A 24,845-nucleotide genomic window follows, 5' to 3' on the forward strand; every position below is an offset into this window, starting at 1 on the left:
AGTCACGACGGCTCGTCTCGAATGACATCAAGACCGAACCCTGCCACCGTCACCCGAGACCGCCGACGCCGCCCGAGACGGCGGCACCCGCACGCCCGCCGGACCAGTTGGCACCCTCGATCCGGTAGCAGACGTGGGGCGTCCCACCCCGATCCTCGCCCGGCCCGGTCAGGACCCCACCGAGCTTCTCCACCGCCCGCCGAGAACGGAAGTTTTCAATACCGACAAGAAAGACAACGGTATCGACGAACTGGAAAGCATGATCCAGCATGAGCTGCTTGAGTGTCGTGTTGTAAACCCCACCCCAGTGGGAACGCGCAAGGAAGGTCCAGCCGATTTCGACCTCGCGACGATCCGCGTCGTAGCCGTGATACCGAGACGAACCGATCAGGCGAGACTCCCTGGTGTCGACCACCGCAAACGCGCCGCCGGAGGCGAGCGCATCCCGGAAGAAGGCGCGAAAAACCTCCTCGCGGCACCGGTCCGACTGCGGATGCTGTTCCCACAGCAGCGGGTCAGCGGCGACAGCGAACAGCTCATCGAAATCCGCTGGCCGGAGGGGCCTTACCGTCAACAGCTCGCTGGTCAGGACGGGCTGGAGTTCGAACGGCATCGCGAGGGCTCCAATCGTAGACGGGACAACCCGTGGCCTCATTCACCCAGCGCGGCGAGCAGCCGGGGAAGATCGGCGAGATTCGGGATCTGGTGCACACCGACCGGCACCGGCACGGTCGACCTCGACGTCGCCGTGACTGTTGATCATGCACGATCAAGCCAGATTCCGACAAGACCCGCGTCCCGAGCCGCCGCCGCGTCCGGGTCCAACTGGTCGCCCGCGTAGGCGACCGCCTCCGGCGGCAACCCAGGTGCTTCGCAGCCGGCCAGGAACGCCGAGGGATCCGACCTCGCCCGGGCAAGCCGGTGTCGAAAGGGTGTCGTCACCCTCCCACAACACCGCCTTGATCACAGGGTGGAGGTCAGCCCGCTCCGCGGCCGGCCGGAGTGGGTCGCGTCGCCGCCGTACCCGCCCCCACCCCACACGAGGCGATCAGGCAGTAGGTTGGGCTCCGGTACGCCCGGCGCCGGTCAACGGGATAGCGAGGACAACGCCGCACATGAGCCCGTCATGATCTTCCGAATTCTCCTCGCCGTCGCCGGTCTGCTGCTGCTCACCGTGGCCGCCGACCACCTTGTGCTCGGTGCCTCCCGGCTCGCCCACCGGCTACGGATCAGGCCCGTCGTCGTCGGCGTCGTGGTGATCGGTCTCGGCACCTCGGCACCGGAGCTGCTGGTCTCCGGAGTGGCTGCGGCCCGAGGGGACACGAGTATCGCCCTGGGCAACATCGCGGGCTCCAACATTCTCAACCTGACCATGGTCCTCGGCGTCGCCGCACTGGTCGCCAAGGTCACCGTTAAGTCGACGGTGATCTACCGCGAGGCACGGCTCGCGGTCGGCGCCGTGCTGCTCTTCGGACTCCTGGCCTGGACCGGACTGACGGTCATGACCGGTGCGGTGCTGCTGGTCGCCGCCGCTGGCGCGCTGTGGCTGCTGATCCGGTGGGCGGGCGAGGGTGAAGCGACCCCGCTGGCCCGCGACGTGGTGGAGCACGTGGAGAACGAGAACATCACCGTGGTGGCGCCGGCTGGTCGAGCCGAGCCGACACAGCGGCAACGGCTGGCCCGGTGGGAGCCGGTCCGCACCGTACTCGGCCTCGTCGGGGTCCTGGCCGGGGCGCAGCTGCTGGTCGTCAACGCCGCCGCCATCGCCACCGACCTGGGGGTCCCCCAGTTGGTCATCGGGATGACCCTGGTCGCGGTGGGCACCTCACTGCCGGAGCTGGTCACCACGATTCAAGCCCAGCGACAGGGTGAGTCAGACCTGCTCGTGGGCAACCTGTTCGGCTCCAACCTGTTCAACAGCCTCGTCGGCGGCGCCGTGATCGCCCTGGCCGCCCCGAGCGGTGTCCCCGGCACCAATGTCGCGCTCGTCCTGGTGATGGGCCTGGCCGCGGTGGCGGCGTGGATACTGCTCCGCCGGAGCTATTCACTCACCCGCCCGGAAGGCTCGGTGCTGCTCGCGGCGTATGTGCTGACGATACCGCTGCTGTTGTCCACGTAACCGGCAAGACCGCCACGCACCGAAGAGCGCCGGCCACCCAGCCGGCGTTGGACGGACTCCTACGAGGTGGGTGCCGACACCTCGCGCAGGCGTCGGCGTAGGTACCGGTGCTCGGCGTCGGTCCCGCACAGCTTAAGCGCGCGATGGTAGGCCGCGGCTGCCTCAGCGGGTCGCCCCAGCCGGCGCAGCAGGTCGGCCCGGGTCGCCGGCAGCAGGTAGTAGTCATTGAGCTCTCCGGTGGCGGCCAGGCGATCCACCAATGCCAGTCCAGCTCCGGGTCCGTCGGCCATCGCCACCGCCACCGCCCGGTTGAGCTCGACGACCGGGCTGGGTGCCAGACGGGCAAGTTGCGCGTACAGGCCGACGATCTGCGGCCAGTCGGTCGCCGCCGCCACGGGTGCCTCGGCGTGGACCGCGGCGATCGCCGCCTGCACCTGGTAGGCACCGGGGCGGCGCCGCGCCAGTGCCTGCTCGAGCAGGGCGACTGCCTCGGCGATCTGGGTGTGGTCCCAGGCCGCACGGTCCTGGTCGGCCAGGGTGACCAGGTCGCCGTGCTGGTCAACCCGGGACGGGCGGCGGGCGTCGTGCAGCAGCATGAGCTCCCTCCTCGGCCGGCCCGTTGACACACACCAGCATCAGGTACTTCATCCGCCTACCTTCTTCGCCTCGTCAGCCACCCGCGCCGGGTGGCTGACCCCTGCGACGAACGGCCCGCCCTGATTTCTACCGCGCGCCGCTACGTATTTCAGCCCGGGCAGTCGGGGACGTTGCCACCGGTCCCCATCGCCCATCGTTTCCTGTCGGTTGTCAACCGGCGGCATAACTGGATGTCCCGTTAAGGGCGTTTCTCCGCATCTATACGGGATAGCTGGTTGACACTGGCGGCTGTCCTATTGGCGATGTTTGCCGACGTGGAGGTCGGAGTGATGCGGAGAAGCTGCCAGGGGCCAGGCCGGAGCGCCGGAGCGGGCCGGGTGGGTCGGGTGGGTCGGGTGGGTCGGGCCATCGTCGGCTTGTTCTTTCTGGTGTTGGCGGTGACAGCCACGCAGGCAGTCGCCGGCGTGTGGCCGGCGGCCGCACGGAACACGCCCGCACCGTCTGGCACCGCGTCGGACACCCTCCTGGGTTGGGGGGAAAACAATGACGGCGAGTTGGGCGACGGAACCACCACCAACCGCAACACACCCGTCAACGCCACCCTGTCCCCGGGCACCGAGGTCACGGCCATCGCCGCCACCGGCGACCACAGCGTGGCGCTGACCTCCACCGGCACCGTCCTCGCCTGGGGCGACAACTTCGACGGTCAGCTGGGCGACGGAACCACCACCAACCGCAACACACCCGTCACCGTCGACCTGCCGCCGGGAATCACCATCACGGCCATCGCCGCCGGCGACGACCACAGTCTGGCGCTGACCTCCACCGGCACTGTCCTCGCCTGGGGCGACAACTCCCAGGGTCAGCTGGGGGACGGAACCACCACCAACCGCAGCACACCCGTCACCGTCACCCTGCCGCCGGGAATCACCATCACGGCCATCGCCGCCGGCGACGACCACAGCCTGGCGCTGACCTCCACAGACACCCTCCTCGCCTGGGGCGAAAACAACGACGGCGAGTTGGGCGACGGAACCACCACCGACAGAAGCACACCCGTCACCGTCGACCTGCCGCCGGGAATCGCCATCAGTGCTGTCGCCGCCCACGGCGACCACAGCCTGGCGTTGACCTCCGCCGACACCATCCTCGCCTGGGGCGCCAACTTCGGGGGGCAGCTGGGTGACGGGACCACCACCAGCCGCAGCACACCCGTCACCGTCACCCTGCCCGCCGGCGTCACCATCACGGCCATCGCCGCCGGCGACGAACACAGCCTGGCGCTGACTCCTACCGGCACCGTCCTCTCCTGGGGCGACAACTCCGAAGGGCAGCTAGGCGACGGAACCACCACCAACCGCAACACACCCGTCACCGTCGACCTACCGCCGGCAACCATCATCACGGCCATCGCCGCCGGCGATGCCCACAGCCTGGCCCTGACCGCACCACCGACATCCACCACCACCCTGCAGGTCACCCCCGCCAACCCGGCAGCAGATCAGGACACCACCCTCACCGCCACCGTCACCTGCAACGTCGACACCCCCACCGGAACCATCACCTTCCGCACCAACACCACCACCCTCACCACCACACCCCTCACCACCACCACCGCCACCCACACCACCACCCTCCCACCCGGCACCCACACCCTCACCGCCCACTACACCAGCACCAACACCTGCCCCGACAGCCAATCCCCACCCACCACCATCACCATCGCCCCACCACCCGACGAGCCCGACCTACCCATCACCGGCCCCAACCTGACCACCACCACCGGCGCCGCCGCCCTCTCCATCCTGGCCGGCGTCATCCTCAGCTACGCCGCACGCCGACGCCCACCACACCGGACCACGTAGAAACAAGGTGCCACCAGCCCACCCTCACCACCCTCCCGCCCGACCTACCGGAGCCGATCGAGGCCATTCACCCGGGGTGGCGGCCCCAGCGGTCGGACGGTCGGAGGGCCGGGCCGCGTGGCACCTGCGACACCCGCATCCGAATGGCGACGCCCCGCCGTTGGCCTCACGGCCGGGCGGGGCGTCGTTACCTGGGGCAGGTCAGAAGTCGTCGGCGGTGCAGGTCACGATCGTGAACTCGCCGGTGGAGCCAGGTGGAGCCCCCGGCCGGGATCGAACCGGCGACATCTCGCTTACAAGGCGAGTGCTCTGTCCAGCTGAGCTACAGGGGCGTGTTGCCGACGCCAGCATAGCGACTGACGTCCAGTTTCCCCGCGCGGCAGGCCCGGTCAGCACGACCAACGTCGGCAGCCCCCAGCGATCGGTGGCGTTTCCTGCCCGGCACTGCCTGCCTGACCGTTATGCGCATGGCCCCGATCCCACCAGCTGCTCCCGTTCTTGGCACGCGGAGGAAACCGATCTACCGTTCAGGGACGCGGTCGACGCCCGTCGTCCGTGGGCCGGGTCGCAGCTGCGGGCCGGTCCGCTCTTTCACTCGGATCGTCCGGCACGTTCCTGCCGGTGAAAGGAAGCACCCCCATGGCCACGGTTACCTACGCCAAGGCGTCCCGGATCTACCCGGGCACCGAGCGGCCCGCCGTCAACCAGCTTGACCTGGAGATCGGCGACGGCGAGTTCCTGGTCCTGGTCGGCCCCTCCGGTTGCGGTAAGTCCACCAGCCTGCGCATGCTCGCCGGCCTCGAGGACGTTGACCAGGGTTCGATCTCCATCGACGGCCGGGACGTCACCCACCTACCGCCGAAGTCCCGCGACATCGCGATGGTCTTCCAGAACTACGCCCTCTACCCGCACATGTCGGTGTACGAGAACATGGCGTTCGCCCTCAAGCTGCGCAAGACCCCGAAGGCGGAGATTGACCGGCGGGTCAAGGAGGCGGCGACGCTGCTCCAGCTGGAGGAGTACCTCGGCCGCAAGCCGAAGGCGCTCTCCGGCGGCCAGCGCCAGCGGGTGGCGATGGGGCGGGCGATCGTCCGCGAGCCGCAGGTCTTCCTGATGGACGAGCCCCTGTCGAACCTCGACGCCAAGCTGCGGGTGCAGACCCGTACGCAGATCGCGTCCCTGCAGTCCAAGCTCGGTGTGACCACGGTCTACGTCACCCACGACCAGGTCGAGGCGATGACGATGGGGCACCGGGTGGCGGTTCTGCTCGACGGCGAGCTCCAGCAGGTCGACACCCCACGGGCGCTCTACGACACCCCGGCCAACGTCTTCGTCGCCGGCTTCATGGGCTCGCCGGCGATGAACATCAAGACCGTGCCGCTGACCGACAAGGGCGCCGAGTTCGCCGAGATGCACATTCCGCTGACCCGCGAGCAGGTCGAGGCGGCCCGCGCCGAGGGAGCCGGCGACAGCGTCGTGGTGGGCTTCCGTCCGGAGGACTGCGAGCTGGTCAGCCCGACCGAGGGCGGCCTGCCGGTCACCGTTGAGCTGGTCGAGGACCTCGGGTCGGACGCGAACATCTACGGTCACGCCGCGCTGGAGGGCACCAACGAGCGGTTCGTGGTCCGCACCGACCGGCGCACCATGCCGACCATGGGCGGCACCGTGTTCGTCCGGCCGCAGCCCGGCCGCAGCCACCTCTTCAACTCGAAGACCGGCCTCCGCATCTCGTCCTGACCTTCTGAAAGAGGGGGGCGGTCCGCTGCTGCGGACCGCCCCCCTCTATGTCGTGTGCGGCAACTAGGCCTCGACGGCCCGGCGGCGAGCCACCTCGGCCAGCGTCACGGCCGCCGCGACGCTGGCGTTCAGCGACTCGACGTCGGAGACCATCGGGATCTGGACGGTCAGGTCACAGGTCTGGCCGACCAGCCGCGACAGGCCGCGGCCTTCGGAGCCCACCACCACAACGAGCGGGCCGACAGCGGCTTCCAGGTGGTACAGGTCGGTCTCCCCGTCGGCGTCCAGGCCGACCACGAGGAAGCCGGCGTCCTTGCACGCCTTCAGCGCCCGGGTCAGGTTGGTGACCTGGGCGACCGGAACCCGCGCGGCGGCACCGGCGCTGGTGCGCCAGGCGGTCGCGGTGATCCCGGCGGCCCGCCGTTCGGGGACGAAGACCCCCTGCGCGCCGAACGCGGCGGCCGATCGGATCACCGCACCCAGGTTCCGCGGGTCGGTGACGCCGTCCAGCGCCACCAGCAGCGGGGCGGGTTGTTCCAGCGCCGCCGCCGTCAGCTCCTCGAACGGCTCATACCGGAACGGCGGCACCTGAAGGCCGACGCCCTGGTGCAACACGCCGCCGGTCATCCGGTCCAGCTCGGCGCGGCTGACCTCCAGCATCGCGATGCCCCGGTCCGCCGCGGTCCGGACGATCTCGCTGATCCGGTCGTCGGTGTTGATTCCCTGCGCCACGTAGAGGGCGGTGGTCGGCACGTTCGCACGTAGTGACTCGAGCACGGGGTTGCGGCCGACCAACAGCTCGGGAGTGTCCTTCGCCGGGTTCGTCCGGCGCCCGGGGGCAACCCGCGGGCCACCGCTATGGCTGTCTGGCCGGCCCCGGCCGCCGCTCTTGGCGGGGGCGCCCCGGCCGCTCTTGTTGGTGGGAACACCCCGACCGCCACCCCTGCCCCAGGTGGTGTCCTTCGTGCCGGGCTTACCGATCTTCGGAGCGCGCCCCTCCTCGGCCGCGCTCCGCCGCTCCTTCTCCTGCTTCCAGGCGGTGCGCTGGGGCAGCTTCTCGGTGCCCGAGTACGCCTTGTGCCACGGCCGCTCGTCGGCGGGCAGGGTACGGCCCCGGCCGACGAGGGCGTCCCGCCCCTTGCCGCCGGTGCCCTTCGGGGCGCCTGCCTTCGATGTCAGCCGTCGGCCACGGCGCTGCGAGTTGCCGGCCATCAGTCCTGCTCTCCAATAGTCCAACGGGGGCCCTGGGGGGTGTCCTCGACCACCACGCCGGCCTGCTTGAGCTGGTCGCGGACCGCGTCGGCGGCGGCCCAGTCCTTGCGGCTGCGGGCCTGCGCCCGCTGCTCCAGGGCCAGCTGCACCAGCGAGTCGACCACGGTGCAGAGGTCGTCGGTGCCCCCGCCGGCGCTCCACGCCGGGTCGAGTGGATCGACCCCGAGGATATCCAGCATCGCCCGCACCTGGCCGAGCGTGGTGCGGACGGTCACATCGTCGCCGCCGGTCAGCGCGGTGTTGCCGTCCCGAACCGTCTCGTGCAGCACGGCGAGTGCCGCTGAGGTGTTCAGGTCGTCGTCCATGGCGGCGGCGAACGCCGCGGGCACCACGGCGGGTTGGCCGGCGCCGACCCGCTCGGCGGAGCGCTGCACGAAGCCCTCGATCCGCCGGTACGCGACGGCCGCCTCCCGCAGTGCGTCCTCCGAGTAGTCGATCACCGACCGGTAGTGGGCGGCGGCGTAGTAGTAGCGCAGCTCCACCGGACGCACCCCGAGCGCGTCCACGTACCTCAGGTCGAGGGTGTTGCCGCAGGACTTGCCCATCTTCGTGCCACCGATGTTGAGCAGGCCGTGATGCACCCAGTAGCGGGCGAACGGCAGCCCGGCCGCCTGCGACTGGGCGAGTTCGTTCTCGTGGTGCGGGAAGGTCAGGTCCAGCCCGCCGCCGTGGATGTCGAACTCGCCGCCGAGGTAGCGCCAGCACATCGCCGAGCACTCGATATGCCAGCCGGGCCGACCCCGACCCCACGGCGACGGCCAGTACGCGTCGGTGGGCTCGCCGGGCTTGGCGCCCTTCCAGAGGGCGAAGTCGCGCGGGTCACGTTTGCACCGCTCGGGGGCGTCGCCGGCGGACTGCATGTCGCTCGGGGACTGGTTGGACAACGCCCCGTACGCGGGCCAGGAGTGCACGTCGAAGTACACGTCGCCGGAGCCGTCGGGGGCCGGGTAGGCGTGCCCGGCGTCGATCAGTTTCGCGATCAGCTGCTGCATCTCCGGGATGTGCCCGGTGGCCCGCGGCTCGTAGGTCGGGGGCAGCACGTTCAACGCCCGGTACGCGGCGGTCAGCTTCAGCTCGTTGGCGTAGGCGATCGACCAGTACGGTCGGTCCTGCTCCACCGCCTTAACCAGGATCTTGTCGTCGATATCGGTAAGATTGCGAATGAAGCGGACCTCGAAACCGCGGGCCAGCAGCCACCGGCGAAGCACGTCATAGTTGACGCCGGAGCGAAGGTGACCGATGTGCGGCGGCGCCTGGAGGGTGAGACCACACAGGTAGATCCCCACCTTGCCGGCTTCCCGCGGGACGAAGTCCCGCACCGAACGGGTGGCGGTGTCATACAGGCGTAGGGTCACCGGACAAGGGTATCCGTCCCCGCTTCCTCGGGCCGCCGGGAGCCGGGTCGTACGCTGCTGGCGTGGACACGACCCCCCGACGCAGCGACCCGCCGGCCCCGCGGGGCGGCGAGAGCGCACAGACGCTGGACCGGGGGTTGCGCCTGCTGCACCTGGTCGCCGACGCGCCCGGCGGGTTGACCGTCACCGAGCTGGCGGGCCAGTTGCGGATCGGGCGCGCCGCCGTGTATCGGCTGGTCGCGCCGTTGAGCGCGCACGGCTTGCTGCGCCGGGACGCCGACGGCCGGCTCCGCCTCGGCGTGGGGGTGCTGAATCTGGCCCGACGGGCCCAGCCGCTGCTGGCCGAGGGGGCGCTACCGGCGCTGCGCCAACTCGCCGAGCAGACCGGCGCGACCGCCCACCTGACCGTGGTCGAGGGCGGTGAGGGCGTCGCGCTGGCGGTGGTCGAGCCGAGTTGGACCGCCCTGCACGTGGCGTACCGGACCGGGGCGCGGCATCCGTTGGAGCGTGGGGCGGCAGGGCGGGCGATTCTCGCCGGCCGGGCCGGCGTGGCCGGTCCGGTGGACACGGCTGGGGAGTTGCAGTCCGGGGCGCACGGGGTGGCGGCGCCCGTGCTGGGCGTACCAGGACTGGAGGCGAGCGTCGGTGTGGTCTCCCTGACGCCGCTGGACACCGAGACGATCGGCGGCCAGGTCCGCACGGCCGCCGTCACCGTCGCCGACGCGCTGCGCTGAAGCCGACGTGCCGCGCGGAAGCCGACGTGCCGCACGGAAGGGCGGTGGGCGACGTGGACCCGGCGTTACCGAGCCGACGTGCCGCGCTGACAGTTAAGGCCGATGTGCCGCGCGGAAGCGGAAGGCCCGGCCGACCTGTCGGGTCGGCCGGGCCGGTGCTCGGTCCGCCCTACGGCCGGCCGTGCGACTTGAGCGGGGTGGTTACCGCCGTGTACGCGTCGATGACGCCGTGCCCGTAGAAGCCGTTGAAGCTACGTCCACCAGCGCAGTACGCGTCGTAGGTCTCGTCGCGGCCCTCGTCGCGGTACTGCTGCAGCCGCGGGTTGGGGCAGGCCTGCTCGGTGGCGGTGCGGTAGAGGTGCTGCTCGACCAGGTCCGGGGCCAGGCCGTAGCCGCCGCGGCCCTGCTTCTTCCCGTGCTTGCTGACGATCAGCGCGGCCACACCGGAGGCGTGCGGCGACGCCATCGAGGTGCCCTGGAGGTAGCGGTAGTAGCCGCACTCACCGTTGCTCTTGCAGTCCTTGAAGACGAGCCCTTCCGCGCTCGGGTCGATGTTGCCGTCCGCGTCCACCAGGCCGTCTTCCTTGAGCACCTTCTCCGGGTAGGTGGAGAGGATCAGGTTGGGGTAGGTGCTGAAGGTGTCGGTGCCGAAACCGTCGCGGTACCAGCCGCCGGGCGCGGCGATGCTGATCTGCTCGGTGCCGTAGTTGGAGTAGGCGGCCTTCTTGCCCGAGGGGCCGACGGCGGAGACGCCGATCACGTGCGGCCCTTCGACCGGCAGATCCCAGCAGCTGTCGTTGTCGATCTCACGCGGGTACGGCGGGGTGTCACCGAAGTCCGGGCTGGACGTGTCCATTCGCGGGTTGCCCAGGTCCTCGTGGTTGTTGCCGAGGGAGCCGACCAGGGTGACGCCCTGTTCGTGGGCGAAGTTCAGCGCCCGGTTCATCGCCTTGATGATGGCCCGCTGCTCGGCCTGGTGTTCGGGCGAGTCGGCCGGGTTGGCGGTGCAGTTGTAGAGCCACGGGTCGACGTAGAAGGACATGTTCACCACGTCGAGCCCGGCCCGGCCGGCGTGCAGCAACGACTGCACCACCGGCTCCAGGAAGAAGTAGCCGGAGTCCTGGCCGCCCTTCAGCTCCACCAGCGAGACGTTCGGTGCGACACCGGAGAGGCCGAAGCCGTTGGCGGCGGCGCCGATGGTGCCCCCCACGTGGGTGCCGTGGCCACCGTCATCGGTGCCGACCGGGTCGAGACAGCTCGCCACCTCGCACTCGCCGTCGATCTCGGGCAGGTCCGGCGCGAAGTTGCGGGACAACGCCCAGTTGAAGTTCGGCGCGATGTCGGGGTGGCTGGCGTCGAGTCCGGTGTCCAGCACGCCGACGGTGACGCGCTGGTCGCCGGGCTCCTTCTTGCGGGCCTTGTCGGCGCGGATCATGTCCAGGCCCCACAGCTTGTCGTCCAGCGGGTCCATCTTCTTGCCCTTGCCGCCGGACCCCTTGCCGGAGTCGGAGCCCTTACCGGAGCTCCTGCCGTTGATGGCGGTCAGCAGCGCCTCCTGCTCGACCGGGTCCAGCTTCGGCTTCCGGCCGATGGCCTTCTGCTCGACGGCACCGATCAGGGTGTCGGCCTCGGCGATCCGATCGGTGAAGTCCACCCGGTCGCTGGTCACCTGGAACACGCCGACATCGTCGATCCGGGTTACGACGGCGCCCCCGGCTGCCTTGATCTCTGCCAGGGCCGCCTCGGCGCTGACGCCGTCCTCTGCGACCACAGTGAAGGTTTCGCTGCTGCTCGGTGCGGCGCCAGCGGGGACGCTGAGCCCCGTGACCGTCAACGCCAGGCCGGTCACGGTAGCGACGGCGCCAGCGGTGATGCGTCTGCTCACATCGGATCCTCTCGTTGCGGGACGTGGCAGTCATCGAACAGCACCATCGACGTTTACACCAGGGGTCGTTCCGATTGCGCCCGAAGATCTTCTTCGTCCGCAAGAGCAGCCAGAACGGCAGGAAGGTCCGTCAAAGTGGACAGCTCCGCGTCCGGCCGCACCCCCGGCGGGCAGGTTCGACCATCGCGGTTGAGCCAGACTCCCCGCAGCCCGGCGGCCTGCGCCCCGACCACGTCGTGGGCGATCGAATCGCCGACGTACACCACCTGCTCGGCCGGCACCCCGGCCGCCTGGACCACCGCCGCGTAGAACTCCGGCGCCGGCTTCTTCGGCAGCCCGTTGTCGTGCGCGTACACCTCGAAGGCGAACCTCCCGGCGAGCCCGCACCGCTGCGCGCGACTGTTGCCGTTGGTGGCATAACCCACCGCCCACCTCTGCGCCAGGGCGGCGAGCGCGGGCAGCGCATCCGGGAAGGGGCGGGTCAGCGCGAACCGCCGGGCGAAGTAGTGCGCCAGCAGGTCGTCCAGGTGCGCGTCGAGCCCGACCCGGGACACCGACCGGGACAGCGCCGTCCGTCGCAGCTCCGGCGTCGGCCAAGCAGGGTTCGCGGCGAAGGTCACGGACCAGTCGGTCTCCAGGTCGGCGAGCGACACCGCAGCCGCCGCCGGGGTCAACCGGCGCATCTCGTCGAGGACGGCCAGCAGCCCGCCGGTCACCGCTGGGCGCAGGGCGAGCAGGGTTTCGTCGGCGTCGAACACCACCGTACTCAGCATGGCGTCGAGCTTGCCAGGGTCAACCGCGGGTGGCGAGTGCCGGTTTCTGGTCCTGCTCCACCGTTGGGGTCTCGCGTGGCTCGTCGAGGCGGACCAGGGCCACCCCGGCGACGATCAGGGCCCCACCGACGAGCTGAACCACGGTGGGCAGCTCGGCCAGCGCCAGCCAGGCGATGAGCACGGCGAACATCACCTCGGTCAGGCCGACGAAGGAGGCCAGCCGGGCACCGAGGAGACGGGTCGAGACGACCCCGGTGAGGTACGCGAGCACGGCCGCCACCAGCACCAGCCCCGCCACCGGCACCAGCCAGCTGGTGCGCTGCCCGGCGAAGTCCACCGCGCCGGTGTACGTCCGCAGCGGCAACAGCCCGACCAGCCCGAGGAGGAGCAGCACACCGGCGCCGACCGCCATTCCACCGGAGGCCAGCACCACCGACGGGAGGTTCGCGTCCATCCGGCCGGCGAGCACGAAGTACCCGGCCAGCCCGACGGCCGCGCCGAGCCCCCAGAGCACCCCCACCGGGTCGAGCCGCCCGGCCCCGGCGAGGTCGAGCACGAGGCCGAGCCCGGCCAGGGCGACGATCGACCCGGCGACGGTGAGCCGGCGGGGTCGTTGCCCGTGGGCCAGCCACATCCAGCCGACCACCACCACGACGGCCAGGTACTCCAGCATCAGCGCGACGCCGACCGGCAGGTAACGCACCGCGTTGAAGAAGCACACCTGGGCGAGGGCGACGCCGAGCAGCCCGAACGCGGTGATCGAGACGGCGTTGCGCCGGAGCAGCGACCAGCGACCGCGCAGCGCCAGCACCGCGGGCGCCAGCAGCACCAGGGCGGCGAGGCCGACCCGGACGACCACCGCCGCCTCGGCGGACCAGCCGGCGTCGATCAACGAGCGGGCGAACGTCCCGGAGGTCGCGAAGGTCAGCGCCGAGAGCACCGCCAGCAGGAGGCCGGCGCTGCCGCGCGGGGGTTGACGCATGGGTTTCTCCTTGGCAACAACACCATGTAATGGGCAAGATGCGCTTACGTCGATGACGGTAGCGTTACCAGGATAGGAGTCAAATTGCTTTTTGCCCATGACACCGAGCATTCATTGATCGCCTCCGCAGCCCTGGTGAACACCGACAGCAGAGCCGGCGACAGCCTGCCCGACACGACCGCGCTGGACAACTTCTTCGTCGCCCACGCGTACAGCGGACGACACGAGCACACCGACAGCGAACTCCGGGCGGTACGCGAGCTGCGCCCCCGGCTGCGCCGCCTCTGGCACGGCGACACCGACGAGATCGTGTCCATCATCAACGGACTGCTCCGGGAGAACGCCGCCCTGCCCCAGCTCATCACGCACGACGACGAGCCGTACCACCTGCACGCGGTACCCCGGGACGCGCCGCTGGCGACCCGGATGGCCGTGGAGGCCGCGATGGCGATGGCCGATCTCGTCCGCAGCGGCGAACTGGGCCGGCTACGAAGCTGCGACCACCCCGGGTGCGGCAACGTGTTGGTCGACCTGTCGCGGAACCGATCTCGCCGCTTCTGCGACGCCGGCTGCGGCAACCGGGCCGCCGTCACCGCCTACCGCGCGCGCAAGACCGCCAGCCGGCCCTGACCGGCCGTGGTACCGCGACCCAAGTTCTGACCGTTGCATTACGGAGTTCGGTACCCCCGGCCCCGACCGGGCATCCTGGACAGGCACGGTCGCACGGGCGGCGCGGCGAGGAGGGCTGGTGGGGTGGAAGAGTGGGATCTGGTGGTCCTCGGTGGCGGCACCGCGGGGCTCGTGGCGGCCAAGACCGCCGGCCGGTTCGGTGCCCGGGTGCTGCTGGTCGAATCCGCCCGCACCGGGGGTGACTGTCTCTGGACCGGCTGCGTGCCGAGCAAGTCGCTGATCGCGGCCGCGCACGCCGCGCACGCTGTCCGCACCGCCGACCGGTACGGGGTGCAGACCGGCCCGCCGAAGGTCGACGACGCCGCCGTGCTCGCCCACGTACGGTCGGCGATCACCCGGATCGAACCGGTGGACTCCCCCGCCGCGATCGGCGCGACGGGGGCGACGGTGGTGGCCGGCCGGGCGGAGTTCACCGGCCCGGCGACGCTGCGGATCACCGATGACGCGGGCACCCGACCGGCGCGGTTCCGCTGGGCGCTGATCGCCACCGGTGCCGCGCCGGCCCTGCCCACCGTGCCCGGCCTGGCCGAGGCCGACCCGCTGACCACCGACACGCTCTGGGACCTCACCGAGCTGCCGCGACGGCTGGCTATCCTCGGCGGCGGCCCGATCGGCTGCGAGCTGGGCCAGGCCCTCGCCCGGCTCGGCGTCGAGGTCACCGTCGTGGAGGTGGCCGACCGGCTGCTGGGCAAGGAGGAGCCGGAGGTCGGCGCGCTGATCGCCGAGCGGCTCCGGGCTGAGGGCGTGACCGTGGTGACCGGGACCGCCGTCGACCGGGTCGCCGCCGGCACGCTCCACCTCAGCAGCGGCGAGACGGTCGAGGTCGACCGGATCCTGGTCGCCACCGGACGCCGGCCGCGCAGCACCGACCTGGGCCTGGCCGCCGCCGGAGTGCGCTGCGCCGAGCCGGGGCACGTCGTGATCGACGGCCTGATGCGGACCAGCAACCGGCGGATCTACGCCGCCGGTGACGTCACCGGCACCCTCCCGTTCACCCACGTCGCCGGGGTGCAGGGCGGGTACGCCGCCACGAACGCGCTGCTCGGGCTGCGCCGCCGCATCGACTACGCCGCCGTACCGTGGGTGACCTTCACCGACCCGGAGGTGGCGCGCGTCGGGGCGACCCTCGCCCAGGCCCGCCAGCGGCACGGCACCCGCGCCCGCGCGGAGCGGCTCTCCCACGACCACGTCGACCGGGCGATCACCGACCGTCGTACCGACGGATTCACCCAGCTGGTGAGCGGGCCGGGCGGCCGGCTCCTCGGCGCCACCGTCGTCTCGCCCCGGGCCGGTGAGTCGATCGCCGAGCTCGCCGCCGCGATCCGGCGCGGCGCGAAGGTACGCGACGTCGCCAGCACCGTGCACCCCTACCCGACGTACGCGGACGGGCCGTGGAACGCCAGTCTCGCCCAGCTCCGCGCCGACCTGTCCGCGCCGCTGCCGGCCCGGGCGATGACCGCGCTCCGCACCCTGCGCCGTGCCCTGCACCCGATCCGGGGTGGAAACCGATGACCGACGAAGCACACCAGCCCACGGCGGCGTCCCGGCTCGTCCGGATCGTCGGCTCACCGTGGCCGAGGCTGGCCTTCCTGGTGGTGCTGCTGGCCGGTGCGGCGACCCTGCTGGCCACCCAGGGCACCCCGGACGTGGCGGTGCTGCGGGACCGCGTCGCCGCCACCGGGCCCTGGGCACCGCTGCTGTACATCGCCGGGTACGCGTTGGGCACCGTGCTGCTGGTCCCCGGGGTGCTGCTCACCGCGGCCGCCGGGGCGCTGTTCGGAGTGGTCGGCGGGTCAGTGGTGGTGCTGGTGGGGGCGACCACCGGGGCGGTGGCGTCGTTCCTGCTCGGTCGGCTGCTGGGCCGCCCGGCCGTGGAGCGGCTCGTCGGCGGCCGGCTGCACCGCCTGGACCGGTTCCTGGCGCGGCGCGGGCTGATCGCGGTGATCGGGCTGCGACTCGTGCCGCTGGTCCCGTTCGCGCTGCTCAACTACGGCTCCGGAGTGACCGCCGTGCGGCTACGCGACTACGCCCTCGGTTCGGCGATCGGCATGACGCCGGGAATCGTCGCCTACACCGCGGTCGGTGGGTCGCTGACCGACCCCACCTCGCCGCAGTTCCTCGCCGCCGTGGCCGGTCTGGCCGCACTGACCCTGGCCGGCGCGGCAGCGGCCCGCCGGGCCCGCCGCCGGGAGTCCCGCCCGGCGTCGACCGCCGAGGGCACCACCTGATGATCGACGCACGCCTGCGGCCGGTCCTGGCCCGAACCCTGGACCAGTGCGCCGCCGCCGTGGACCGGCCCTGGGTGACGCCCGGCCGGTTGACCGCCGCCGGCCTGACCCTGGGCCTGGCGGCGAGCGCCGCCGCGGCCGCCGGCTGGTGGTGGCCGGCGCTGGTCGCGTGGCTGGTGTCCCGGCTCGCCGACGGCCTCGACGGCCCCCTCGCCCGCCGCCGCGGCACCGCCACCCCGTTGGGCGGGTTCCTCGACATCGTCGCGGACTTCACCGTGTACGGGGCGTTCGTCGCCGGGGTCGCCGTCGGCGTTGCCGGACCCGCCACCCCGTTCCTGGTCCTGCTGGTGACCTACTACGTCAACGGGGCGACGCTGCTGGCGTACTCGTCGATCGCCGAACGGGTGGGCCGGGAACGCGGTGACGAGCGGTCGCTGCACTTCCTCGGTGGACTGGCCGAGGGCGCCGAGACCATCGCCGTCCACGCCCTCTTCTGCCTGCTGCCCGGCTTCGCCGGGCAGCTCGCCTGGGGGTGGGCCGCCGTGGTGGCCATCACCGCCGGGCAGCGCGTCGTGCACGCCGTCCGTACCCTGTCCGAACCCGCCGGGAGGCCCACCCGATGAACCGACGATGGCGCGCGGTGGCGACGCTGACCGCGGCCGGTCTACTCGCCGCCGGCTGCACCACCGGCACCGACGACGCCGACCCCGCCCCCCGCGACTTCGCCCAGGTGCTGCGGGAGGCCCGCGGGCAGACGGTCAACCTCTTCATGTACGGCGGCGACGACGGCGCCAACCGCTACCTCGACGAGGTCGTCGCCCCGGCCGCCCGCGAGCGCCTCGACGTCCGGATCAACCGGGTACCGATCACCGACACCGCCCTTGCGGTCAACAAGGTCCTCGGCGAGCAGCAGGCCGGCCGCGGCTCGGGCGGATCGGTGGATCTGGTGTGGATCAACGGGGAGAACTTCCGCACCGGTAAGCAGGCCGGGCTGTGGCAGTGCGGGCTGGTCGAGCTGCTGCCGAACATGCGCTACGTCGACTGGTCCGCGCCGACCGTCGCCAACGACTTCGGCACCCCGGTCGAGGGGTGTGAGGTGCCGTGGAGCCGCGCCCAGTTCGCGTTCAGCTACGACTCCGCCCGGGTCAGCGACCCGCCGACCAGTTTCGCCGGGCTACTGGACTGGATCCGCGCCCACCCGGGCCGGTTCACCTACCCGGCCCCGCCGGACTTCACCGGCTCGGTCTTCGTCCGGCACGCCCTCTACCACCAGGCCGGCGGGGTCGACCAGATCCCGGACGACTTCGACCAGGCCACCTACGACCGGCTCACCCCGCCACTGTGGCAGACCCTGCGCGCGCTGCGGCCCGCCCTGTGGCGCGCGGGTGAGACGTACCCGGCCAACGAAAAGGAGCTCAACGACCTGTACGCCAACGGGCAGGTCGACTTCACCATGACCTACGGGCCGGCACAGGTGACCAGCCTGGTCGAACGGGGACAGTTCCCGGCCACCACGCGTACCCTGCTCCTGGACGAGGGCACCATCGGCAACACCAACTACCTCGCCGTACCGGCCAACGCCGCCAACCGCTCCGCCGCCCTCGCCCTGGCCGACCTGATGCTCTCCCCCGAGTTGCAGTACGAGAAGGCCCGCCCCGACGGGTGGGGCCAGTATCCGGCCGTGGACCTCGACAAGCTCGACGTCGAGTGGCGGGACCGCTTCGCCGCCCTGCCCGCCTCGGCCCAGGTGCCAAGCTACGACCAGCTGTCGCGCAACAGTCAACCGGAGCTGCGCGCGGAGTGGCTGCCGCCGTTGGAGGAGGGCTGGCGGCGCGAGGTACTGCAACAGTGAACCACCGCCGCACCGGGCTCCTGCTGATCCTGCCGGCGCTGGCCACCGTGGTGCTGCTCTTCGGCGGTGGCCTCGGCTACGGGTTCGCGCAGAGCCTCGGCCTGGCCGGGTTCACCGACACACCGCCCGGCCTGGCCGCCTACCAGCGGGTGACCGACGGTCCGGCGTTCACCGACGGGCTGCTGCTGAGCCTCTGGATCTCCACCGTCGCCACCGGGCTCGCCGTCGCCATCGGTGTCGCCGCCGCCCTGGCCCTGCGCCGCACCGCCGTGGGCCGACGCACGGCCACCTTCCTGGCCCAGCTCGGGCTGCCGGTGCCGCACCTGATCGGCGCGGTCGCGATCGGGCTGCTGCTGGCCGACTCCGGCCTGCTGGCCCGCGCCGCCCGTACCGTCGGCGTCGCGCTGCCCGCCCTGGTCGCCGACCCGCACGCGGTCGCCGTGATCGCCGAGTACGTGTGGAAGGAGGCGCCGTTCGTGCTGATCGTCGTCCTCGCCGCGCTCGGCGGGCCGGTCGCCGAGCACGAACGGGTCGCCGCCACCCTCGGCGCCCGCCCCCGCCAGGTGCTGCGGCACGTGACCCTGCCCCTGCTCGCCCCGTCGATCCTGGCCGTGGCGGTGCTGATCTTCGCCTTCACCCTCGGCGCCTACGAGGTGCCCGCCCTGCTCGGCCGCGCCTACCCGCAGCCGCTACCGGTCCTGGCGTATCAGCGGTTCACCGCCGCCGAACTCTCCGGCCGGGCCGAGGGGGTCGCCATCGCCCTGCTGATCGCGGTCATCGCCGTTGCGGCGGCGCTCGCGTACACCGGGGCCAGCCGGCGGGCCGTCGGCCGGGTGACGGGAGCGCGGCGATGACCGAAACGCGGCGGACCCGTCGGCCGCTCGGCGCGGCGCTGACCCGCCCCACGGTGCTGATCCTCACCGGACTCTGGGTGGCGGGGCCGCTGCTGCCGCTGGCCGTGCAGGCCTTCACCGACCAGTGGTTCTACCCCGACCTGTGGCCGAACCGCTGGTCGCTGGCCGGCTGGGAGCAGGCCCTCGGCCCGCAGTCCCGCCTCGCCGAGGCCGTCGCCACCTCCATCGGCATCGGCGCCGCCGTCGCCGCCCTCGCCACCGTGCTCGGGGCCGCCGCCGGCCGCGCGCTGGCCTGGCACCGGCTGCCGGGGAGACGGCTGATCGAGCTGGTCCTGCTCGCCCCGGTACTGGTGCCCCCGTTCGCCGTCGCCATGGGCGCACAGATCGTCTACCTGCGCGCCGGGCTCGCCGACTCGCTCACCGGCGTGGTCCTGGCCCAGCTACCGGCGGCCACCGCGTACGCCACGCTGCTGATGTCCGGGGTGTGGGCCGGTGTCGACCCCGCTCTGGAACGGCAGGCCCGCACCCTCGGCGCCGGGGCGTGGCGGGCGTTCCACGAGGTCAGCCTCCCCCAACTGCGCGGCGGGCTGGTCGTCGCCGCCATGTTCGCCTTCCTCATCTCCTGGAGCGACTACTTGTTGACCCTGCTCATCGGTGGTGGCGTCGTCACCACCGTGCCGCTGCTGCTCTTCGCCACCGCCGCCGGCAGCGGCAATCAGGCCGCCACCGCCGCCATCGCGCTGGTCGCCGTCGCCCCGCCCCTGCTGCTCACCGCCCTCGCCGCCCGGCAACTCGCCGGCCGCGACACCGCCCTGCTCGGAGTCGGCCGATGACCACCGACATCACCATCGCCGACCTGGACCACACCTACCCCGGCGCGACCACGCCGACGCTGCACCGGGTCACGCTGGAGGTGCCGGCGGGCACCCGTACCGCCGTCCTCGGGCCCTCCGGCAGCGGCAAGTCCACCCTCCTGTCGATCGTCGCCGGGCTGAGCGCCCCCACCGGCGGCGAGGTCCGGCTCGCCGGCCGCAGCGTCCTGCGCCAGCCCCCGCACCAGCGCGACCTCGGCGTCGTCTTCCAACGCCCGCTGCTCTTCCCGCACCTCACCGTGGCCGAGAACGTCGCCTTCGGCCTGCGCATGCGCGGCACTGACCGCGCTGCCATCCGGCGGCGGGTAGCCGAGCTACTCGACGCCGTCGCGCTACCGGGCTACGGTGAGCGGCGCAGCGGCGAACTCTCCGGCGGCCAGCAGCAGCGCGTCGCCCTCGCCCGCGCCCTGGCTGCCCGCCCCGGTGTCCTGCTGCTCGACGAGCCGTTCAGCGCCCTCGACCCGCAGCTACGCGGCGACATGCGGGTGCTCCTCACCGAGCTGCACCGGCGGGAGGGCAGCACCACCCTCTTCGTCACCCACGACCGCGACGAGGCCACCGACGTGGCCGACACGGTCACCGTGCTCCTCGGCGGCCGGGTCGCGCAGCACGCCCCGCCCGCCGATCTGTTTCGCCGGCCCGCGACCCTGGCCGTCGCCCGATTCCTGGGCGGCGCCGGCAACGCCGTCCCCGGCACCGCTTCCGCCGGCCACTTCGACTGCCCCCTCGGCCGACTCCGCCTCGACACCGACCACCGAGGACCAGGCCTGCTCCTCATCCGCCCGGCCGCCATCGTGGTCGGCGACCATCGGGGAGACAACGTGGTGCCGGCGACCATCACCGCCGTCACCGACCGCGGCACCCACCTCGACATCCAGGCCACCAGCGGTGGAGTCACCCTGCAGCTCGCCACCGGACCGGCGGCACCGCTGCGCCCCGGCGACGACACCCCCCTCTGGCTGCCCCCGGCCCACCTCAGCGTGGTAACTCCTTAGTCCACGCATGGCTGCCCGCGACGCCCACTCACTGGTGCGCTGACGAGCGCGCTCAACCATCCCCCAGATGTCCAGGACGTACACAGCGTGTTCCCACCACATCCGACAGATTCGACGGCACCTAGCCATATTTCGCACCAAAACCACCACGACTGAATTACCGCATTTACCCTATCTTCTCTCTATTGTCAGAACAGTTAATGATAAATATTAGGCCGACCCCACATCTTTCACGGACGCAACTTCCTGCTAATTTCGACCCCCAACGATCAGCAAGAAAAGAGGGGATAGATGGTGTCTAATATATCGACATGGGGCAGAAGATTCGGAGGTCTACTGGCCCTCACCTTAGCCGCCAGTAGCTTGGCCGGCGCACCCGCGTACGGCATAGCCGGTGGAACACCGTCCGAAGCTGAGGAATACCCGTTCTTAGCGCACCTGGACATCGGCGGGCAGCGAGCCTGCTCCGGCGCCCTCGTCGCCGCGTCGTGGATTGTGACCGCGGGCGGATGTTTCGCGGACAGCGGCAACTTCGGTCCACCCGCCCAGAACACAACAGCCACCGTCGGCCGTAGTGACCTAACCGAAGGCGCCAATGGCCGAGTGCGTACCGTAGTCGAACTTGTTCGGCACCCGCAACGCGACGTCATCCTCGCTCGGCTGGACACTCCGGTCCTCGACATCACCCCGGCTGCGATCTCCGAATCCGATCCGGTCGCCGGGACCACCCTGCGCGGTGCCGGCTACGGCCGTACGGCCACCGAGTGGGTGCCCCAACGGCTGAGCAGCGCCGATTTCTTTATAAATTCGATCACGGAGACGTCGATTGGAATTGTCGGAGCCAACGAGTCCGGCGCGGCCACTTGCAAAGGGGACGCCGGCGGCCCGCTCTTCGAAACCGACGGTGACACCGTTCGACTTGCCGCACTCAGCACCGCTTCCTGGCAGAACGGCTGTCTCGGTTCCACCGAGACTCGGCAGGGCGGTACGGCAGCCCGCCTAGACACGATCACCGGCTGGATCAGCCGCAACACAATCGATCCCCAGGTCTCCACGATCCGCCCACCCAACCGCAGCTTCGAGGCTGGTCTGGCCGAGTGGAGCCAGTATGCTGCCGGTGGGAACACGGCCTCGGCCGACCGGGCCTATGCAGGCGTCACCTCGGCGAAAATCGTGGACACCAGCACCGCGGCGGCAACCGGCCTCGAGAGCACTCGCATGCCGGCCGCCTCCGGCGTCGAGTACACCGCCACAGCCTGGGCCAACGTGACAAGCGGCACGCCATCCCTCTATCTGCGCTTTTTCGACGCCGCCGGCGACGTACTGCTCAGCGCTTCTACGAATTTCTCCGGCGTCGCCCACCAGTGGACCCGGATGGAAATCGTCGCCATCGCACCCGCCGGCACAGCCCGCGCCAGTGTCTTGACCTACATGAATCAAGCACAAACGGGAACTGCCTACTTCGACCAGGTCGATATCGTACGCGCGGCGGCCCTACCGGTGATCAACAGCGGTTTTGAGAACGGACTCACCGGGTGGAGCCAGTACGGCAGTGGTGGGAGCACCGCGTCGACCGACCGGTCCTATGAGGGAGTAGCATCGGCGAAAATCGTGGATACAAGTTCCTCGACCGGGACCGGGCTGGAGAGTACGCGTTTTCCCGCCGTTGTCGGCGTCGCCTACACGGCGACTGCCCGAATGTTCAGACCGACGAACACATCCGCGGCGCCCGTCCTGTACATGAGGTTCTACAACGATGCAGGTGACCTGGTGGGCAACGCTTCCACTTCGGCCCCGGACGCCAGTGGTCAGTGGACAAAGGCCCGCGCGACCAGCATCGCTCCGGCCGGTGCGACACAGGTGGCGCTGCTATTCTACAGCCTCCAATCGAGCATCGGTACCACCTACTTCGACCAGGTAGGCCTCCACCGGGCAGCCGACGTGAAGGTTCCCGACCACGGTTTCGAAAACGGAATGGCCGGCTGGAGCCAATATGGCGAAGGTGGCAACACGACCTCGACCGACTGGGCATACGAGGGAACCACCTCGGCGAAGATCATAGACAACAGCACCACGACTCCGACCGGACTCGAGAGTCCCCAGATGCCAGCCATCGAAGGCGTGTCGTACACCGCGACGGCATTCATGTATGTAGAATCGGCGACTCCGAGCATATATATTCGCTACTTCGATGCAGCTGGAGAACTCCTCGCCAGCTCCTCGGCCGATTTTTCGGGTGCTCCGAAGAAATGGACCCCGCTACAAGTAACCGCAGCGGCTCCAGCCGATACCGAGTCCATGTCGGTGCTCCTCTACTCGAAACTGAAGAACACCGGCAACACCTACGCCGACCAGGTTGTGATCCACTAGCTGGGACTTCGCGATGCGATTGACGCCCGCTGAACGTGTGCGCCTCCATCCCAACTGACTTGGGCGGCACGATCCCGCTGCTGGGTCGTGTCGCCCAACTCCGAGACGAGCGAGCGGCTAGTCACGATCAGGCGCGGCTACCCGTCCTGTCGCCAATTCAAGGCTCGATTCCAACCTTGTGAGCCGCACCTACCCGGCGCGTTGCGTTGCGATGAACTCGGCAACCGCCTTCCTCGTCATCGCCCGCCAAGGCGAAGAGCGCACCCTTGGCACCGAGGACGTGGCCCTAGCTCCCGCCTCCCCACTGACCGCAGCGCCGGGACCCACCCTCGCCGACTCGGCGATGAACAGGGCGCGCATCCCAGCCAGTCCGGGTCGCATGCCTGCCCGCTGCCCCGGCGAGCATGCTTCCCAGGTGGCGCGTTTGGACCAGGCGATGCCTGCGACGCAAGACGTTCGTGACGATGGAGGCTATCGCCCTAACGGCGTAGCGCGGCGGTGAAGGACCGCCAGGAGCCCGGGTCGATGGAGAGCGCCGGACCCATCGGATCCTTACTGTCCCGCACCCCCACCACACCCGGCACGTTCATTGCCACCTCAACACACTGGTCGTTGGAACCACTGCGACTGCTCTTGCGCCACCGCGCACCGGCTATTTCCATGACTCCACCAGTTCCTTGATCCGCTCGATGGACTCCTGCCGGGGCAGGGCCACGGCGAGAGTAGCTTCCCAGGTCCGCTGCAAGCGCGTGGAACGGCCGGCCGGTCGAACTCCTGACCCCCGGTCTGGCCGCCGAGGAATGCGAGTTTGCCTCCACCAGCCATGCTGGCGAGAATGAACGGGCCGTTGAGGCCTGGATACTCTTCCGCAGAACAGGGCACGACTTGGACCCGTACGTGCGGGTGCTCGACGGCTAAACGGGTGAGGTGGGACAACTGGTCGCACATGACCTTGCGACCACCTACCCTCCGCCGCAACACCGCCTCGTCCATCACCCCCACGAGCCGGGACGGATGCTCGGCATAGAGAACTGCCTGACCGTCCAGTCGGTCGGCAAGCCGGCGCTCCACCTCCTCTGGCTCAAGTAGCGGATCCGACTCGAAGACCGCCCGCGCATACGCCTCGGTCTGCAACAACCCTGGAACGTGCAGTGGATCGAACCAGCGTAGGGCCCACGACTCCGCCTGGATTCTGCGCCAACCACGGGACCATGCCTGGTTCTTATCGAGGACGACCAAGTCGGTCAGCATGCGGGTGTAGAGACCGCCGGTGTCAAGAAGCTTGTCGAACTGCTCGAGATACTTGCTGGTCGGTGGCGCCTGCCCCAACTCCACCGCACTGACCATCGACGGCGAATAGTTGATGGCCTTGGCCAACTCCTCCTGACTCCAGCCCCGCCGAACCCGCGCCCGCCGCAACTCGACGCCCGCTTCCACTCCCGAACGCGGCGTCGCGGCGGGTCGTCCGGTCCCCCGGCCGGGCGACCCCCACCGCCGGGGGCGGTGACACTCACAGTGGATTCAAGAAGGGCCGCGTCATGTCTCGATCTATCCGAAACTGGTTTCCGCGCGCATTCCGGTGGCCCCACAACCAACGCCCCATACCGCTCGCACCCCGACACCGCCGGATCTGGCGCGGGCCCCGCCCCCGGTGTTCCTGCGGCC

The 24,845-nt window shown here is 70.6% G+C and carries 20 protein-coding genes, 1 tRNA gene and 3 pseudogenes; 13 read left to right on the forward strand and 11 right to left on the reverse strand.

What is annotated here, in order from left to right:
* Positions 1–49: 49 nt before the first annotated feature.
* Both AC1UKG_RS15875 and AC1UKG_RS15880 read right to left on the reverse strand, forming a co-directional pair.
* On the reverse strand, positions 50–613 hold the full coding sequence (locus tag AC1UKG_RS15875) for a GNAT family N-acetyltransferase (RefSeq protein WP_018815273.1): 564 nt from the start codon (positions 611–613) through the stop codon (positions 50–52).
* 38 nt (positions 614–651) lie between these two features.
* Positions 652–921: pseudogene (locus tag AC1UKG_RS15880) on the reverse strand (HAD family hydrolase); the annotation flags it as partial.
* Between the two features lie 205 nt (positions 922–1,126).
* Here AC1UKG_RS15880 and AC1UKG_RS15885 point away from each other — a divergent pair.
* A complete protein-coding gene (locus AC1UKG_RS15885) occupies positions 1,127–2,119 on the forward strand; it encodes a calcium/sodium antiporter (protein WP_018743695.1) in 993 nt (330 codons plus the stop codon).
* A 59-nt stretch (positions 2,120–2,178) separates the two neighbouring features.
* On the opposite strand, the pseudogene AC1UKG_RS15890 reads toward AC1UKG_RS15885, so the two are convergent.
* Positions 2,179–2,718 (reverse strand): annotated as a pseudogene (locus tag AC1UKG_RS15890) (DUF6596 domain-containing protein); the annotation flags it as partial.
* A 393-nt stretch (positions 2,719–3,111) separates the two neighbouring features.
* Between AC1UKG_RS15890 and AC1UKG_RS15895 the strand changes: the two are divergent.
* Positions 3,112–4,581: an RCC1 domain-containing protein gene (locus AC1UKG_RS15895; protein WP_482642479.1), complete on the forward strand. Its 1,470-nt coding sequence runs from the start codon at positions 3,112–3,114 to the stop codon at positions 4,579–4,581.
* 255 nt (positions 4,582–4,836) lie between these two features.
* On the opposite strand, the gene AC1UKG_RS15900 is transcribed toward AC1UKG_RS15895, so the two are convergent.
* Positions 4,837–4,913: transfer RNA gene (locus tag AC1UKG_RS15900), tRNA-Thr, on the reverse strand.
* Between the two features lie 307 nt (positions 4,914–5,220).
* Here AC1UKG_RS15900 and AC1UKG_RS15905 point away from each other — a divergent pair.
* Positions 5,221–6,318 carry a sn-glycerol-3-phosphate ABC transporter ATP-binding protein UgpC gene (locus AC1UKG_RS15905; RefSeq protein ID WP_018743870.1) on the forward strand — a complete coding sequence of 366 codons (1,098 nt, stop codon included), beginning with the start codon at positions 5,221–5,223 and terminating at the stop codon, positions 6,316–6,318.
* A gap of 63 nt (positions 6,319–6,381) precedes the next feature.
* Here the strand turns inward: AC1UKG_RS15905 and rlmB are convergent, their stop codons facing one another.
* Together rlmB and cysS are read right to left on the reverse strand one after the other, a co-directional pair.
* Positions 6,382–7,530 carry a 23S rRNA (guanosine(2251)-2'-O)-methyltransferase RlmB gene (rlmB, locus tag AC1UKG_RS15910; RefSeq protein WP_482642469.1) on the reverse strand — a complete coding sequence of 383 codons (1,149 nt, stop codon included), beginning with the start codon at positions 7,528–7,530 and terminating at the stop codon, positions 6,382–6,384.
* Entirely contained in the window at positions 7,530–8,945 is a 1,416-nt protein-coding gene (gene cysS, locus AC1UKG_RS15915; protein WP_018743872.1) for a cysteine--tRNA ligase, read from the reverse strand. Before cysS ends, rlmB begins: the two co-directional genes overlap by 1 nt.
* A 62-nt stretch (positions 8,946–9,007) precedes the next feature.
* On the opposite strand from cysS, the gene AC1UKG_RS15920 reads away from it, so the two are divergent.
* Positions 9,008–9,679 (forward strand): helix-turn-helix domain-containing protein, encoded by a 672-nt coding sequence (locus AC1UKG_RS15920; protein WP_018743873.1) that lies wholly within the window; start codon positions 9,008–9,010, stop codon positions 9,677–9,679.
* Between the two features lie 169 nt (positions 9,680–9,848).
* Here the strand turns inward: AC1UKG_RS15920 and AC1UKG_RS15925 are convergent, their stop codons facing one another.
* From AC1UKG_RS15925 to AC1UKG_RS15935, 3 genes are read right to left on the reverse strand one after another with little or no spacing between them, the layout of a single operon-like run.
* On the reverse strand, positions 9,849–11,564 hold the full coding sequence (locus AC1UKG_RS15925; RefSeq protein WP_018743874.1) for a S8 family serine peptidase: 1,716 nt from the start codon (positions 11,562–11,564) through the stop codon (positions 9,849–9,851).
* A gap of 53 nt (positions 11,565–11,617) precedes the next feature.
* Entirely contained in the window at positions 11,618–12,337 is a 720-nt protein-coding gene (locus AC1UKG_RS15930) for an HAD family hydrolase (RefSeq protein WP_018743875.1), read from the reverse strand.
* Positions 12,338–12,356: 19 nt separating this feature from the next.
* Complete coding sequence (locus AC1UKG_RS15935; RefSeq protein WP_018813854.1) at positions 12,357–13,319, reverse strand: DMT family transporter; 963 nt, start codon at positions 13,317–13,319, stop codon at positions 12,357–12,359.
* A gap of 84 nt (positions 13,320–13,403) precedes the next feature.
* Here AC1UKG_RS15935 and AC1UKG_RS15940 point away from each other — a divergent pair, with 84 nt between their 5' ends.
* The 9 genes from AC1UKG_RS15940 (at position 13,404) to AC1UKG_RS15980 (ending at position 23,180) form a co-directional block, all read left to right on the forward strand.
* On the forward strand, positions 13,404–13,949 hold the full coding sequence (locus AC1UKG_RS15940) for a CGNR zinc finger domain-containing protein (RefSeq protein WP_026271284.1): 546 nt from the start codon (positions 13,404–13,406) through the stop codon (positions 13,947–13,949).
* 123 nt (positions 13,950–14,072) lie between these two features.
* Positions 14,073–15,521, forward strand: a complete 1,449-nt coding sequence (locus AC1UKG_RS15945; protein WP_482642468.1) for a dihydrolipoyl dehydrogenase family protein — start codon at positions 14,073–14,075, stop codon at positions 15,519–15,521.
* The gene (locus AC1UKG_RS15950) at positions 15,518–16,237 is read left to right on the forward strand and encodes a TVP38/TMEM64 family protein (RefSeq protein ID WP_018743879.1); all 720 of its coding nucleotides are present in this window, start codon (positions 15,518–15,520) and stop codon (positions 16,235–16,237) included. Before AC1UKG_RS15945 ends, AC1UKG_RS15950 begins: the two co-directional genes overlap by 4 nt.
* On the forward strand, positions 16,237–16,860 hold the full coding sequence (locus AC1UKG_RS15955; protein WP_475891219.1) for a CDP-alcohol phosphatidyltransferase family protein: 624 nt from the start codon (positions 16,237–16,239) through the stop codon (positions 16,858–16,860). The genes AC1UKG_RS15950 and AC1UKG_RS15955 overlap by 1 nt, the downstream gene beginning before the upstream one ends.
* Positions 16,861–16,877: 17 nt before the next feature.
* Entirely contained in the window at positions 16,878–18,089 is a 1,212-nt protein-coding gene (locus AC1UKG_RS15960) for an ABC transporter substrate-binding protein (protein WP_018813858.1), read from the forward strand.
* Positions 18,086–18,943 (forward strand): ABC transporter permease subunit, encoded by an 858-nt coding sequence (locus AC1UKG_RS15965; protein WP_018743882.1) that lies wholly within the window; start codon positions 18,086–18,088, stop codon positions 18,941–18,943. Before AC1UKG_RS15960 ends, AC1UKG_RS15965 begins: the two co-directional genes overlap by 4 nt.
* Positions 18,940–19,776, forward strand: a complete 837-nt coding sequence (locus AC1UKG_RS15970; RefSeq protein WP_018743883.1) for an ABC transporter permease subunit — start codon at positions 18,940–18,942, stop codon at positions 19,774–19,776. The genes AC1UKG_RS15965 and AC1UKG_RS15970 overlap by 4 nt, the downstream gene beginning before the upstream one ends.
* Positions 19,773–20,810: an ATP-binding cassette domain-containing protein gene (locus tag AC1UKG_RS15975; RefSeq protein ID WP_475891223.1), complete on the forward strand. Its 1,038-nt coding sequence runs from the start codon at positions 19,773–19,775 to the stop codon at positions 20,808–20,810. Before AC1UKG_RS15970 ends, AC1UKG_RS15975 begins: the two co-directional genes overlap by 4 nt.
* Positions 20,811–21,101: 291 nt before the next feature.
* Positions 21,102–23,180: a trypsin-like serine protease gene (locus AC1UKG_RS15980; protein WP_482642467.1), complete on the forward strand. Its 2,079-nt coding sequence runs from the start codon at positions 21,102–21,104 to the stop codon at positions 23,178–23,180.
* Between the two features lie 479 nt (positions 23,181–23,659).
* On the opposite strand, the gene AC1UKG_RS15985 is transcribed toward AC1UKG_RS15980, so the two are convergent.
* Positions 23,660–23,842, reverse strand: a complete 183-nt coding sequence (locus AC1UKG_RS15985; protein WP_482642466.1) for a DUF397 domain-containing protein — start codon at positions 23,840–23,842, stop codon at positions 23,660–23,662.
* A pseudogene (locus AC1UKG_RS15990) lies at positions 23,833–24,617 on the reverse strand (helix-turn-helix domain-containing protein). The gene AC1UKG_RS15985 and the pseudogene AC1UKG_RS15990 overlap by 10 nt, the downstream one beginning before the upstream one ends.
* Between the last annotated feature and the right edge of the window lie 228 nt (positions 24,618–24,845).

This window comes from Salinispora sp. CH2A1_6 (assembly GCF_056820975.1).